14 protein-coding genes are annotated in these 14386 nt (G+C 55.0%); 10 read left to right on the top strand and 4 right to left on the bottom strand.

What is annotated here, in order from left to right:
* Positions 1 to 188: 188 nt before the first annotated feature.
* The 3 genes from glk to dcd are packed head-to-tail and all read right to left on the bottom strand — an operon-like array spanning position 189 to position 4993.
* Positions 189 to 1184, bottom strand: a complete 996-nt coding sequence (glk, locus tag ACQE3D_RS21380) for a glucokinase (RefSeq protein WP_064031700.1) — start codon at positions 1182 to 1184, stop codon at positions 189 to 191.
* A gap of 8 nt (positions 1185 to 1192) precedes the next feature.
* The gene (locus tag ACQE3D_RS21375; RefSeq protein ID WP_313730541.1) at positions 1193 to 4390 is read right to left on the bottom strand and encodes a glycoside hydrolase family 15 protein; all 3198 of its coding nucleotides are present in this window, start codon (positions 4388 to 4390) and stop codon (positions 1193 to 1195) included.
* Positions 4391 to 4426: 36 nt separating this feature from the next.
* On the bottom strand, positions 4427 to 4993 hold the full coding sequence (gene dcd / locus ACQE3D_RS21370) for a dCTP deaminase (RefSeq protein WP_064031738.1): 567 nt from the start codon (positions 4991 to 4993) through the stop codon (positions 4427 to 4429).
* A gap of 169 nt (positions 4994 to 5162) precedes the next feature.
* Between dcd and ACQE3D_RS21365 the strand changes: the two genes are divergently transcribed.
* The 7 genes from ACQE3D_RS21365 to ACQE3D_RS21335 all read left to right on the top strand — a co-directional run bounded on the left by ACQE3D_RS21365 (position 5163) and on the right by ACQE3D_RS21335 (position 11041).
* Positions 5163 to 5759: a TetR/AcrR family transcriptional regulator gene (locus ACQE3D_RS21365; RefSeq protein WP_071155780.1), complete on the top strand. Its 597-nt coding sequence runs from the start codon at positions 5163 to 5165 to the stop codon at positions 5757 to 5759.
* A 47-nt stretch (positions 5760 to 5806) separates the two neighbouring features.
* Entirely contained in the window at positions 5807 to 6031 is a 225-nt protein-coding gene (locus ACQE3D_RS21360; RefSeq protein ID WP_313730544.1) for an addiction module protein, read from the top strand.
* Positions 6028 to 6318: a type II toxin-antitoxin system RelE/ParE family toxin gene (locus tag ACQE3D_RS21355; protein WP_071155776.1), complete on the top strand. Its 291-nt coding sequence runs from the start codon at positions 6028 to 6030 to the stop codon at positions 6316 to 6318. Before ACQE3D_RS21360 ends, ACQE3D_RS21355 begins: the two co-directional genes overlap by 4 nt.
* Before the next feature lie 184 nt (positions 6319 to 6502).
* Positions 6503 to 7036 carry a DUF4145 domain-containing protein gene (locus ACQE3D_RS21350; protein WP_313730545.1) on the top strand — a complete coding sequence of 178 codons (534 nt, stop codon included), beginning with the start codon at positions 6503 to 6505 and terminating at the stop codon, positions 7034 to 7036.
* A gap of 203 nt (positions 7037 to 7239) precedes the next feature.
* Positions 7240 to 7512, top strand: a complete 273-nt coding sequence (locus ACQE3D_RS21345; RefSeq protein WP_064027354.1) for a DUF4242 domain-containing protein — start codon at positions 7240 to 7242, stop codon at positions 7510 to 7512.
* Between the two features lie 186 nt (positions 7513 to 7698).
* Positions 7699 to 9012, top strand: a complete 1314-nt coding sequence (locus tag ACQE3D_RS21340; RefSeq protein ID WP_313730546.1) for a selenium-binding protein SBP56-related protein — start codon at positions 7699 to 7701, stop codon at positions 9010 to 9012.
* Positions 9013 to 9151: 139 nt separating this feature from the next.
* Positions 9152 to 11041: a cytochrome c peroxidase gene (locus tag ACQE3D_RS21335; protein ID WP_313730547.1), complete on the top strand. Its 1890-nt coding sequence runs from the start codon at positions 9152 to 9154 to the stop codon at positions 11039 to 11041.
* Positions 11042 to 11043: 2 nt separating this feature from the next.
* Here the strand turns inward: ACQE3D_RS21335 and ACQE3D_RS21330 are convergent, their stop codons facing one another.
* Positions 11044 to 12033, bottom strand: coding sequence for a hypothetical protein (locus ACQE3D_RS21330; protein ID WP_313730548.1), 990 nt, complete (start codon positions 12031 to 12033; stop codon positions 11044 to 11046).
* Positions 12034 to 12371: 338 nt separating this feature from the next.
* On the opposite strand from ACQE3D_RS21330, the gene ACQE3D_RS21325 reads away from it, so the two are divergent.
* From ACQE3D_RS21325 to ACQE3D_RS21315, 3 genes are read left to right on the top strand one after another with little or no spacing between them, the layout of a single operon-like run.
* Positions 12372 to 12926 (top strand): flavodoxin, encoded by a 555-nt coding sequence (locus tag ACQE3D_RS21325; RefSeq protein ID WP_064026785.1) that lies wholly within the window; start codon positions 12372 to 12374, stop codon positions 12924 to 12926.
* 3 nt (positions 12927 to 12929) lie between these two features.
* Positions 12930 to 13709, top strand: a complete 780-nt coding sequence (locus ACQE3D_RS21320; protein ID WP_071155769.1) for a 4Fe4S-binding leucine-rich repeat protein — start codon at positions 12930 to 12932, stop codon at positions 13707 to 13709.
* Positions 13699 to 14376, top strand: coding sequence for a hypothetical protein (locus ACQE3D_RS21315; RefSeq protein WP_168032886.1), 678 nt, complete (start codon positions 13699 to 13701; stop codon positions 14374 to 14376). Before ACQE3D_RS21320 ends, ACQE3D_RS21315 begins: the two co-directional genes overlap by 11 nt.
* Positions 14377 to 14386: the final 10 nt, after the last annotated feature.

The raw sequence follows: 14386 nt of genomic DNA, 5'->3' as shown, positions 1-14386 counted from the left end.
TGGGGGACTCGCAGACCAAGTATCGTGCAAGGCGGGCTCGATTAAGGCGTGCGGTAGCTGTTCAGCATAGGCTTCACAACCGGCCTAAATCCAAGTTTCCCGTCGAAAAAGGGAGCTCGAGGCGGATATCGCCGCTCCCCCTTTTTTGAAAGAGGGGGGTGACAGATCGCTGAGCATTCGCCGAATAGTTAGTGCTTGCCAAGCAAATCGGCAAAATAATGCATGGCGCCAATCAACGGTGCGCGTGGATTCAACGCGAGTTTTACCGGTATTTTCGCTAACAGCGGTTGAAAGCGGCCTTTGGCTGCGAATGAGCGTAAAAACTCACCCGACTCCAGAACCTTACGAATCTTCGGGCCTATCCCGCCGCCGATAAACACGCCGCCCGTCGCAAGCAGCTTCAAGGCCAGATTGCCGGCTTCCGCACCGTACAATTCGGCGAATAAACGGGTTGCTTCTTCACAGAGCGGGTCTTCGCCGCCCACACCCAAACGCGAAATCAGTGCGTTGCGGTCCACTTCGGATTCGGCGTGCGCGGCGGGAATTGCAGGGCAGGCCGGCGCGAAACGGTCGGCTAACAGAAAATCGTATAAATGACTGAAGCCGTTTCCGGACAGCACCCGCTCGCAACTGACGTGGTCTGGAAACAGTTGGCGCAAATAGACCAACAACCGATCCTGTTGTTCGGTTTGCGGCGCCAAGTCGCTATGTCCGCCTTCGGTGGCGATGGGATGATAGCGTTGGCCGTCCCAATACAAAGCAGCCTCGCCGAGTCCGGTGCCGGCCGCGATCACGGCGATATTGCCGGTTTGGGGTTCGGCGGCGGGATTCAGTTCGACGAAATCTTCCGGTGGCAGGTGCAGCATGCCCAAAGCCATCGCTTCCAAATCGTTAAGCAGTTTGACTTGGTCGGTACCCAGCTTCTGTTGCAACCGTCGACCATCCAGCAACCAGGGTAGATTCGTGGTTTGGCAGCGTTGTTCGACCACCGGTCCGGCGACGCCGAAACAGGCTGACGTTGGCGGGGGCTGATCGGCGAGGAATAAGTCCAAAATCTCCTCGAAGTCCAGGAATTCACGGCTGGCAAACGTTTGTTCGCGCACGCTGTGCAGCGTGCCGTCGGCTAATGGTTCAATTAAGGCCAGCACCGTTTTGGTACCGCCGATGTCGCCGGCTAAAATCATATCGGTCCTCACTGGGCGTTGGGCGTGTCGAGTAAATGCATCAGGGCGTCGAGAATGCCGTTGGCAACGGCGTGGGGCGGCAGTTGATAAAAGGCCTGCCAAGCCAGCGACACGTAATTTTCGTATTGGTCGCGGTGGTCAGGGTGATCGTGCAGCCAGCAGATTCTGACGGCGTGGCCGATCAGAATGTCGGTGACTATCGTATCGTCCACCCGTAAGGCCGGGTTGTCCCGGAAAATAGAACCCAGCGCTCGCAATGCCTCGGCGGTCAATTGCCGGTAGACCGGCGCCTGAATTTTATTGAGTACGTGATTGACGTGCAATTTAAAGGTTTGCTCGCCCGGCGTCATCTGCGACAGCGTGGTCTCGCTGTCGAGCCGGCGCATACCGTTGATTTTTTCGCCTATCATCAGGCCCTGGCAACGCTCCAGTACCGTCCAAACGCCGGTGAAAAAAGCGTCGTTTTCACGGCCGACGCTGCCTTGGCGTTCGCGCCAGTCGTACCAGTCCTCGGAGTCGCCGCGATTCGGGTTCATCGTTGCCGGGAAGCGAGCCGAACTCAAGTCGCGTTGCGCGCCGTCGTAATGCAGGGTTTCCACCAAGCCTAGTTGGGTTTGGCTATTGCCGTAATCCTCTAAAGTTTCTCTGAGCAGTTCCACCAGTCGGTGCGGCGGCAGACCTAATACCTCGGTAAATGCTTGGTCCAGCGAAACTTGGCTGGCGCGTTTTTGCCGGGCCACGATCAGCTGCAGAATATGGCCGACCCGTATCGTATGCATGTCGGCAAACAATTCTGGCTTGAGTTTGATCAGCATGCCCAAATAAATGATCAATTCCTGGATGACAATGTGCTGATTGCTATCCTGATTGTTAAAGCTACGGATGGTTTGCAGTATTTCCCAGGAGTCGGTCGGCCGCCGTAACGTGGCTTTGCCGCTGTAGGCGCGGCCGACGGTCAAGCCGTGTTGGCGGACCAGGATGTCGGTCGCCGCCTGTTCCAGATTGATATCGTACTTGCCTAGAATGCCGGCTGCGCGACGCACGATGTACCAGACGTGGCGGTCGCCGGCGCGGGCGTAAACCTCTTCCAGCAGGTCGCGCACCGAATACTCCTGGCCGGCCAAGCGCACAGGATGGTCCAAGCCGTGGCGGCCGCCGAGCAGACTTAAGGCTTCCAGTTGCGCATACAGATTGCCGTTGCCGCGCAATTGCTCTAGTAACAACGCATCGTCGCCGATTTCCCAGGCGGTCAGCGTATAGCTGTCCAAAGGTTGTGGGGTGGCGGCCTCGTGCGGCATGGCGTGCGCGCAGGGGCGCTCGGCGTCGTCACGCCGCGGCTCCGAAAAGCGAAAATCGTGCAGATAACCGATTTTCTCACGACAGGAGTCGGCCGCGAATTCGGTTAACAGGCCGAGCCTAACCTCGATGTCGGCCAATTTGCCGGAGCCGATTTGCTGGATGAAATCCAGCAACATTTCGCGATCGGCGCCGTGCAGCATGTTGTCCTTGACGTTGATGACGAAGATTGGCGGCTTAGGGCTGTCCCAGTGGTGTGCCAAATACGTCAATTCCATGCGCAGGCGTTGAATCAACAAGCGATTGTCCATCGCAATATAGAATCCTTGTTGGTTCATGAATTGCGGCAGGAACAGCAGCGGTTCGCCGGCCAGCAGATAAAGGCGGGAGGTCGCCAAGCTGCGAATTTGGCGCAAGGGGCGTCCGGTCAGGCCGATTCGATCGTTGCGTCCTACTTGGGTGTAGGCCGCAGCGAGTTCGCTGGCTTCGCGCACCTGTATCGGCGCGATTTCACCGAGTGTTTGCGAGACGATGCCGGTAGCGTGTAAGTCTGCTTGTACCGCCTCGCTGTCGGCCAGCAGCGCCACCTGTAAAGGCGTTCGGTTATACAGGCGGGTGGATTTGTAACGGCCCAGCGGATCGATGTCGTCTAGCGCGATCAAGCCGTCCTGCAGCAGACAGCCTAGGATAAACAGACTTTGTGCCCAGACTAGCGGCACGTTTTCGTTGGGCACCCGTTCTTGGCTGTGGGGGTGGCGCTTCTCGGCCGCGATCGCCGGTTCCGGCACCAAATACAGCTCGGGCAACAACCATTGACCGTTACGTTCCACCAATAAGTGTTCCAAACGGCGCCGATAGTCGCCCACGCCGTCGGCGTCGCGGGCAAACAAGCGATTGAGCAGCAAGTACGAAAAAAACAGCGGCCATTCGCACTCGATGTCCATGAACTGCTTCAGCTCGCTGGGTTCGTAATGCAGGCGCTGGTGGTCTTCGATGACGGTTTGGTGGCCGTCCAGCAGAAAGCGCTTGCAACCGTATCGGCCTTGCAGTTTCTCGACGATCAATGTCTCGGTTTTTTCGCGGAGAGCGGCATTGTCGACCGCGAAGGCTGGAAAGCCGGTGATGCTGAGTACCGCCGAATCGACTTCCTTGGAAATCGATTCGCGCGGCAGCAGCGATTCCAGCGTAATTCGGGTACGGGCGATGTCGTCGGCGACGACATGGATGATCGCGGTCTGGCCGCCATCCTTGCCGAACAGGTTGAAGCCAGACATCGCTTCCAGCGCCGCCTTGGCCATACCGATCGAACTGGCGTTCAATTCGGCGATGCCGTGGTTCATTTTATTGCCGCGTTCCCAAATGCCGTAATCCGGCGTGCGGTAGGCGCGGCTGACATAGTGCACCAGATTCTGCACGAAATTGACTTCGTCCACGCTGAACACGATGCGGAGCCCCGATGCGATCATTTGCGCCAGCATCAACAAAAACAACGAGGTGGCATCTAGTTGCAAATGGCCCCATTCGTTGTCGGCAACCACGATTTCGCCGGTCTGGGTGTTGTATTTGGCGTGCAGCGCGTCGAGCGGGTCCTGACTGTGCTTGAATTTCTCGACTTTAGGCGCTTGGCGCATCATTGCGGTCAGCAGGCCGCGCATTAGCCTGACGACGCTTTGCTCCAGCAAATAAGCGCGTTCCGGGTTTTCGCCGTTCTTCCGGTAAGCCAACGCTAGCCCCCAAGCCGCCAGAATGCTATATACGTTGTCCCTAACCCAAGCGTCGGTATAGTTGCCGTGTACGGTGACGGCGGTGCTGGCCGGCAGCAAGCCACTAATCCAGTTTTGCCGGCTGAGAATGATGTCGTGGACTTGGCGGTAATATTGGTCTAACGCGTCGCTACTGGGTTGGGTCATATCGGTGCCGGGCTGGGTGGGACGGAATGGTCGGGTTCAGGCCTTGGGTAAAGTGACGCCGGTTTGTCCCTGGTATTTGCCGCCTCTGTCCCTGTAGGAGGTTTCGCAGACTTCGTCGCCGCCGAAAAATAGCATTTGGGCAACGCCTTCGTTGGCGTAGATTTTGGCCGGCAGCGGCGTGGTATTCGAGAATTCCAAGGTCACGTGGCCTTCCCATTCCGGTTCCAGCGGCGTGACGTTGACGATGATGCCGCAGCGGGCGTAAGTCGATTTGCCCAGGCAGACCACCAGCACGTCACGCGGAATTCGGAAATACTCAACGGTACGGGCCAACGCGAACGAGTTGGGCGGAATGATGCAGACGTCGGACTTGACATCGACAAAGCTGGCCTCGTCGAAATCTTTTGGATCGACGATAGTCGAGTTGATGTTGGTGAAAATTTTGAATTCGTTGGAACAGCGCACGTCGTAACCATAGCTCGACGTCCCGTAAGAGATGATCCGGCCTTGAGCGGATTCGCGAACTTGGCCGGCCTGAAACGGCTCTATCATGCCGTGTTGCTCGGACATTTTGCGTATCCACTGGTCTGATTTGATGCTCATGTTGCTGGGCTTACCATTAAAAAAGGAACAGACTGCCAACATAGCATATCAAGGCTGAAAAATCGCTACTCCGGCCGCGTTCGGCCGGTTTTATCGGCCCGTGGGTCGCGTTTAAAAATATTAGGAAAAACTGATTTACAAATTAGACGACCGGTCGCATAATTAATCCATGTCATCGCTAAAGCCGAAACAAGTCAAAAAAGATCGATTGCTCGAGCAGGGCGTCAGTTTGCTGCTGGAAAAAGGCTATCACGCCACCGGCCTGAAAGAGATCTTGGACACCGTGCAAATTCCCAAGGGCTCGTTTTACGCCTATTTCGAAAGCAAGGAACGCTTCGCCGCCGAAGCGATCCATCATTACATCGAGCCTTTTATCGTCCGCTTGACCGGGCATTTGCAAAACCCGGAATTGGACGGACTGGGCGCATTGAAAGCGTATTACGCGGAATTGATAGCGGAAGTGGCCAAAACCGGTTTCAAGGGCGGTTGTCTGCTGGGCAATTTGATGGGGGAAATCGGCGATACCAGTCCGCTATGCCGCGACGCCTTGCTGGACGCGGTCGGTCGCTACGCCGATTTGCAGAAAACCGCGCTGGAGCGCGGCCAGAAAGACGGTACAGTACGCACCGATAAGACCGCGAAAAGTATGGCGGATTTGATGTTAAACGGCTGGCAGGGCGCGTTGTTGCGGATGAAAGTCGAGCAGTCGGTTGAACCCTTGCAGGCGGTTTGCCGGGATTTGTTGGATGATTATTTTAGGGCTTGATTGAGTTCCTGCCTTATCGCATGCTAGCGCTAAATTGGAGGTGATTGATGGATGCACAAACGATAACCGAACAGGCATTAAAACTGGCTCCGGCAGCAAGAGCATATATTGCGGAAATCTTGATCGAAAGCCTGGATTATGAAGAAGACTTTCCGGTTTCCGAGGAGTGGCGGCAGGAAATCCAAAAGCGTTGCAAGGAAATAGACGCCAATTCGGCGCTGCTGCTGGATGGCGAACAAGTCATGGCGGAGCTAAGACAGCGCTTTTTATGAAATATTTCCTGCATCCTCAGGCCCGCGAGGAGTTGGAACAAGCAATATTGTTTTATCAAAAACAACAAGCGGGTTTGGAAAAGCGCCTTATCGATGCGGTGGACGATGCCACCCACCGGGTTTGTAACAATCCCATGTTGTATCGAAAGGTAGATGATGAAACTCGCAAGTGCCGGATATTGCGTTTTCCATATGCGTTAGTGTTTCGGGAAAAAGCCGGAAAATTGGAGATTTTGGCGGTGATGCATTTGCGAAAACAGCCTAATTATTGGAATTCTAGAAAATGATGTCGTGGATTTGGTGTTGGATGACCTGGCAGGGTGCGTTGCCAAAAATGAAGGTCGAGGGTGGAGCTGTTGCAGGCGGTTTGTCAGGATTTTAGGGCTTAAATAAACATCAAGTTAACCTTTATTGGTACGCCTAGGACACAAGATTTGAAATTGGAGAATATTTGGTATGTCGTGGAATAGCTTGAATAGCTTGCAGTCAGTTCAGTATAAGTGTGGACATTGCGGTAATGTTGTTGCATCTAATCAAGGATATTTCTCAAATTTAGGGCAACGAATTTATATATGTCCTCATTGCGAACGACCTACTCATTTCGCTTATGGAGCACAGTACCCTGATGTGGCACCTAGAAATGATGTCAATCATCTACCTGAAGAGTTAGCGTTACTATACAAAGAAGCAAGAAATTCTGTTGCGGCGTCGGCGTATACCGGTTCGGTATTACTTTGTAGAAAACTCTTAATGAATATTGGTGTAAAACAGGGTGCCGAAGAAGGTAAACCATTCATTTATTACGTTAATTATTTAGCAGATCAAGGATATATCCCGCCGAATGGCCGAGGCTGGGTGGATCATATTCGTAAAAAGGGTAATGAGGCAACTCACGAAATTGCTCTTATGGATAAATCAGACTGCGAAGATCTAATAGCTTTTTCAGAAATGCTTATGAAATTCATATATGAATTTCCAAACAAAATACCGGCGCAAGGATCGTAGGATGCCCCAATATTAGACTGAAGTGCGTAGTCTGGGTTGAATGAAAGGAAATCCAGCATTGGCAGACGCCTAGCCGGGTTTCAACGTTGTCTTCGGCTCGCTTTCGCTCTACCCAGCTTACGAATCGAAATAACCGCTGCCCACACGGCAGCATTTTTTAACGCCGGCAAATTAGACGACCGGTCATTTATTAGGAGATTATCATGCCCAAATACATCATCGAACGCGACATTCCCGGCGCCGGCCAGTTCACGCAAGCCGAGTTGCAAGGCATTTCCCAAAAATCCTGCGGCGTGTTGCGCGATATGGGGCCGCGCATCCAGTGGCTGCACAGCTATGTGACCGGCGACAAGGTGTACTGCATTTATATCGCCGACAACGAACAAGCGATACGCGAACACGCCGAGCAAGGCGGTTTTCCGGCCAATCGGATAGAAGAAATCAAGACCGTGATCGATCCGACCACGGGGGACTGAGCTTGGGTAGGGTGAGCGCCGCGTACCTCGTCGGAGGTCGCGATTGCCGGGCAAAAGCTACGCAGTGCTCACCCTACAACGCTGAACCGCTGGAGCGGTTCATCAGCGTTTGCGCGTGCCAGGGTGGAGCGTTCGAGCGCGGAAGATAGGACACCATTAAAACGATAATTTACGGGGATAACACTCATGACTTTTAAACTCAGCACCTTTACCGCCGCGCTATTGCTCGGCACCGCCAGCCTGTCGGCCAGCGCGGACGAAACCTGCGCCTCGCCGTACATGGCGAAAATTACCGGCCAGGAAGATTTTGTCTACATTTGGACTTTAGGCGCGGAAGGCGTTGGCGACGAACAAGACAAACTGGTCACCGTCGACGTCAACCCAAAATCCAAGCAATACGGCAAGGTGGTTGCTAGCTTGTCTGTCGGTGGCCGCAACGAGGCCCATCACTCCGACTTCACCGACGATCGCCGCTTTTTGTGGGCCGGGGGCCTGGATACCAATAAGATTTTCATCTTCGATGTGGCCACAGACCCCGCCAAACCCAAGCTCAGCAAAACCATCACCGATTTCGTCGCCAAGAGCGGCGGCGTGGTCGGTCCGCACAGCTTGTATGCCTTGCCGGGCCGGATGATCATCACCGGCCTGTCCAATAACAAAGATCATGGCGGCCGTACCGCGCTGGTCGAATACACAAATACTGGCGACTACATCGCTACCTACTGGCTGCCGACCGACAGCAATCTGGAAGGTGCGATCAAATCCGGCAAATACGCCGACGGTTATAACTACGACGTACGGGTATTGCCACGTCGTAACCTGATGCTGACTTCGTCGTTCACCGGCTGGTCCAACTACATGATGGACTTCGGCAAAATGCTGGCCGACCCGGAAGCGATGAAGCGCTTCGGCAATACCGTGGTGCAGTGGGATTTACACAGCCGCCAGCCGAAAAAAGTCTTCGACGTACCCGGCGCGCCGTTGGAAATCCGCTGTGCCTGGGACGAAGCGCATAACTACTGCTTCACCAGCACCGCGCTGACCTCGAAAATCTGGCTGATTCATCAGGACGACAAAGGCGAATGGCAAGCCAAGGACGTCGCGGACATCGGCGAGCCGGCGAAAATCCCGTTGCCGGTGGACATCTCCATCTCCAGCGACGATAAAACCCTGTGGGTTAACACCTTCATGGACGGTATGACCCGCCGCTTCGACATCAGCGACCCTTTCCACCCCAAACAAGTGTTCGAACAAAAAATCGGCGCGCAAGTGAATATGGTGTCGTCAAGTTGGGACGGTAAACGTTTGTATTACACCTCGTCACTGCTGGCCAATTGGGATAAGAAAGGCGCGGATAACGAGCAATTCTTCAAAGCCTACAGCTGGGATGGCAGCAAATTGACCGAGCAGTTCTCGATTGATTTCAATAAAGAGAAGCTGGGTAGGGCGCATCAAATGCGGTTTGGGGCGTATGCTTTGTACGGCAAGGCGCCGAAGTAGCTCGCGCGGGCGTTTAAAACACCGAAAAGGTCGTCGCTACGCCAGCGTAACCGCCGGTTCCGTTGCTTAGGCGCGGACCGCCGGGATTCGCTGGTCGTGGCGAAAGGATCGTTCAATTTCGCCAACGGAATCCACCGCAATGAAATTCAGCTTTCTATTGGGCTTGGTCGCCGTTCTCGCGACCGCACCAGGCTTTGCCGATCCGTTGGATCGGCAAACGCTCGCTCCCGGTCATGCCGGTCTCGTTTTTCAACTTGCGGCCCCCGGCTCTTACCAGTTGCAGGTCATACAGGCGGCGGCCGACGGCGAGGTGTTGACCAGCGATAATCGGCCCAAGCGTCTTCACGATCTGATGGGCGATAAGCTGGTCTTGCTCAGCTTTATTTATGCGGCTTGTAGCGATAGCAACGGCTGCCCGCTGGCCACCCAAGTGCTGCAGAAGATCGGTCGTCAGTTACAGAAACAACCGGAATTGGCCGACAAACTCAGATTGATAACCCTGAGCTTTAATCCGACTCAAGATACGCCGGATATGATGCGCCACTACGGCGCCGGCTTTAACGCCGGTCAATTCGATTGGCGGTTTTTGACCACGCGCGACGAAGCGGCCTTACAGCCGATTTTGGACGGCTACCAGCAGAGCGTGCAAAAAATCCTCGACGAGCAAGGCCGCTTTAGCGGCACGTATTCACATCTGTTGCGGGTGTATCTGATCGATAAGGACAAGAACGTACGCAACATTTATAACGTCGATTCCTTGCATGCCGATACCTTGCTCAACGACGTCAAAACGCTATTGACGCTTGCCAAACCGATGAGATCGGCGCAAACGGTTAATGACGAACGTTTGTACCGGGCCGGTGACGATAAACAAGGTTATCGGCAAGCCGATTATCGGACCGACTCTCTAGCACTCGAACAGCGGCGAGGTAAGTCCGCCGATTTGCTGGCTTTTGCCCTAAAGCCGCCGCTGGGTTTGCCGAAGTTGCCCGTGCCCAAAGACAACCCGCTCACGCCAGCCAAAATCGCGCTGGGCCGCAAGTTGTTTTTCGACCGGCGGCTGTCGCTGAACAATACCTTTTCCTGCGCGATTTGCCACATCCCGGAACAGGGTTTCGCCAACAACGAGATGGCGACGGCGGTCGGCGTCGAGGGACGGAGCGTGCGCCGCAATGCGCCCTCGCTGTACAACGTTGGTTATGCTCAATTGTTGTTCCACGACGGCCGCGAAAATACGCTGGAACAACAAGCCTGGGGGCCATTGTTGGCGCATAACGAGATGGCTAATCCGTCCATCGGCTATGTAATCGACAAAATCAAAACCGCCGCCGACTACAGTGGCCTGTTCGAAGCCGCTTTCGGCAAAGCGCCGACGATGGAGACGATAGGTCAGGCGTTGGCCAGCTATCAACGCACCTTGAATTCGGCGGATTCGCCGTTCGATCGCTGGTATTTCGGCAAGCGCTCGGATGCGCTCGACGAATCCGCCAAGCGGGGTTTCGCGCTGTTTACCGGCAAGGCGGGTTGTAGCAACTGTCATAGCGTGGGGGAAAAGTCGGCGCTGTTCACCGATCAAAAACGCCACAACACCGGCATCGGCTATGCAGAATCCATGCAAAAGATGCCGGATACGCAACACGTGCAAGTGGCGCCGGGAGTGTTCGTCGATGCCGATATCCGGCATTTGTCGGGGGTGCGTGGCAAAAAACCTAACGATCTAGGCTATTACGAAATCAGCCAGAATCCGGCCGACCGCTGGGCTTATAAAACGCCGTCGCTACGCAATGTGGCGTTGAGCGCGCCTTACATGCACGACGGTTTGCTGGCGACCTTGGAAGAGGTCGTACGTTTTTACAATCGGGGTGGCGTTGCCAACGACAATCTGGCGCCCGCGATGCGGCCGTTGGCCTTAACTGACGGCGAAGTGAACGAATTGGTGGCGTTTTTAAAGGCGCTGACCGGCGCCAATGTCGGTCGATTGGTTTCCGACGCGTTTGCAGCGCCGGTCGGCGATGCGTTGGCGCGTTGAAGCTATGGCGCCATCAAAGCACGGATGTGTTTGATAAAGTTGGTTTCGTTGACGAAGGTAATGTCGTACATTTTGGTCAATCCGGCGACTTGTTCGTCGCTGGTTCCCAAGGCCAGCAGTAAAAAATGGTTTTTGTCGATGTCGAGGCGGCGGCGCATTTTGCCGTACTTGTCGATAAAGGGTCTGAATTCGCCGGATTTGCATTCGATGAACAAGGGAATACGACTATTAATCAGGAAAAACACGTCGATTTCGTATTGGTCCTCGTTGGCGAAGCGGATCGTAAAATTGCGGAGACAGGAAAACAGGCCGTTGCTGTCGTAGCAATGCTTTAGCAATTTCATGAACACATACCATTCCAACCATTCGCCGTTGAAAAAGTTGACGATGGCTGGCGCAGTTTGCAGCGTCAGATGGACGCGCTTTTCGTTTTTGTTGTAGAAATATTTGGCGACGAACGAGTAGTCGTAAAGCGATTTGCAAAAACCGGTGATGATTTTGATTTGGTTTTGACTGTGATTGCTTAAATTCATCGTCACCGAACCGTAGTCATTGCGCTGCGCCTTGCGGATTTTGTCGAGCAGCTCTCTCAGCGTCGCCAGCTGATCTCCAAGCTCCACCGCGACCTCGTCGAAAAAGCCCTGGGTATCGAGTGCGTCGTGATTGACTTCGACTTGCACGCCTTTGCGCTCGAACCAACGGACTATCGGTTGGTATTGGGTGCTTTGGCTCATCACCGCCGTATTGTGCAAATCCAGATCCTCGATTTTTTGCGGCGGTTGGCCCGTGGACGGCGGGGCGGGTTGCAACGCTTCCAGAGTCCGGTATTTGCTCAAAAGCGCACTGTACTTGTCGATCAAACCGGTCACGAAGCCGACTGTGTCGTGAATCGCGGCGGGTTTTTCGCACACCGGGCATTTGACGGTCTTCCCGGCATGCTCGGAAGGTACCTCGCGCAGATAGGCGCAAGCGCTGCAACGCAAAATTGCCATGGATCAATCTCCCTTTTGGTCTTGAAAACGGTGTTGTTGGTTCGGAGGCCTAGTCTGGATTGGCGAACAATAGCGGTTCTGACTTCTTGTGTTCGCGGGCGGGCGATATGAGTCGCTAACCGGCGGGCTGTTCGGCTGTGTGGCAATCTCGCCAGTTTCCCGGCAATTGTAGCCATACCTTCAAAGAGCTCAACCGTCGGGGCATGCCGGGTGTTTTATGTTATTGAATTTGTGATTAAAAAATGTTGGCGAGCAAGGATTCTGTTTTGGATCGAAATTTGCTGAGAATTGCGAAAAGGCTTAAGGCCATTCCTCGCAAACTCGTCTACAGGTGATTTATGGGCAAAATCGGCATTTTTTTCGGTACCGATACCGGCAGTACCCGGTTGGTGGCAAAGAAGATCTACAGTCTGCTGGGTGAAGAGTTGGCGGACAAACCGAAAAATGTCAATCGGGCCAGTCTGGACGATTTGCTGCAATACGATGCGCTGATCCTGGGGACACCCAGTTACGGTATCGGCGATTTGCCCGGCATGGCCGTCGGTTGCCAGGAGCGCAGTTGGCAGGAGTTTGTACCGCAGTTGGAACATTGCGATCTGACCGGCAAGCGCATTGCGTTGTTTGGTCTCGGACATCAAGAGCGCTACGCTTCGCGGTTTGCCAGTTCGCTGATTCAACTGTACCGCGTGTTTTGCGGCTATGGCGCCGACGTGATTGGGCGCTGGAGCACAGACGGTTATCAATTCGAACATTCCGATTCGATCATCGACGGTCAATTTGTCGGTTTGGTACTGGATCAGCGGACTCAACCGCATTTGACCGACGAGCGTATACGGGTTTGGCTATCGCAAGTAACGCCGGAACTGTTGCCCGTCAGGGCCGAGGCGGCTTAAGCGATGGCCGCCCAATCACCGGAAGTTCGGGAACCTGATCTGACGCCGTTGGCCGACTGTAACGCTTGCGCGTATCGGAGCAGTTTGTTGGCGCAGGGGGCTTGTAAGCCCGGCGATATTTGCATCATGGCGGAGAGCGGTCGGCAAATAGACCGGTTTTTCAAGCTGCATCCCGCTTTGGCTCGCGAGTACATGCAAGATGCATTTTGGGAACGACGGGCGATAGCCGCCCGCTATCTGCCGACGAATTTGTTGCGGCCGCTGTTGGCCGATCCCGACGAAGCGGTGCGACGGGTATTGGCCTACCGAGTCCCGCTGGAGTGGTTGCTGGAACTAATCAACGACAGCGATCGAGAGGTGCGAGTGACGGTTGCCGACCGTTTGCCGGAGGCGCAGTTGGAGTTGATGGCGGGCGACACCGATTATCTGGTGCGAGCTTATGTTGCCAAACGCCTGCCCGAGGGGCGGCTGTTTCGCTTGGTGGCCGATGCCGACACCGAGGTTCGGCGTACCGTTGCCGAGCGCATTCCCGCCGTCAGTCTGGGTTTAATGGCTGAAGACCATGAAGTGGGTATTCGCCGCATCGTGGCGCAGCGTATGGAGATCGACGATTTGGTGATGATGGCCGACGATCCGGACTGGACCGTGCGTTACGAGGTGGTCTTGCGGGCCGATGGCGAATTATTGCAGCGGATGATGGAAGACCCCGACGAGGAAGTCGCGCTGATGGCCCGGGAACGATGGCAGGCGCGGTGCGCCGAGCAGGTAGCGAATGAGCGCTGAATTTGTCGTAGGTTTAACCTATGCCGACCGTTTGCGGTTGGCGAGCGAGGCGCGGCAGGCTTTGATCGGTCGCGTGTTCGAATCGGAAGTTGCGTCGTTGACGTCGTTGATGGGGCCTATGAGCGATGGGCCGGAATGGCCGGCCGGCGCCGCTTGGTTGGCGGCTCGGCATGGCGCTAACGCCTGTGTCATTTCCGACGGTCTGTCCGACCCTTGGGTCGAACGCGATCGACCGGAAACCGGCTTGGGTCTGGAGGTCTTTATCGAAAGTCCGGATGCCGGACTCACCGAGGATCGCCCGCTCACTGCGTTGGCGGATACCTGGCTGTTTCCGTTGACTGCCGAGGTCAGCCATACCCTGGCCGGCTACCCGGTACTTTGCGAGAAATTATTGGCGGGCGAGCCTTTGTCGATCGAGTTTAATATCGAACACATCAAGGACGGTCGCGGTCGCGTTGGGGCGCTGTTGTCGCTACCGGCTGGCCTTGATGCCGTGGCCATGTTGCCGGGAGGACCGGTGGCGCTAGTGGCGATTACATTGCTAACGGTCGCGGAGTTACGCTATCTGCGCGGCAAGGGCGAGGCTGCACGTTTGGAATTGTTGGAGGCCTTGCGCCAACATGGGGTTGGGCATGTGTCGCTGTTGTCCAGGCCGTCATTGGTATAAGTGGGGTTAG

The organism is Methylomonas sp. MS20, assembly GCF_050275925.1.
Classification (GTDB): domain Bacteria; phylum Pseudomonadota; class Gammaproteobacteria; order Methylococcales; family Methylomonadaceae; genus Methylomonas; species Methylomonas koyamae_A.
Note: the sequence above shows the minus strand (reverse complement) of the source record. Positions and strands in the feature narration are given on the sequence as shown.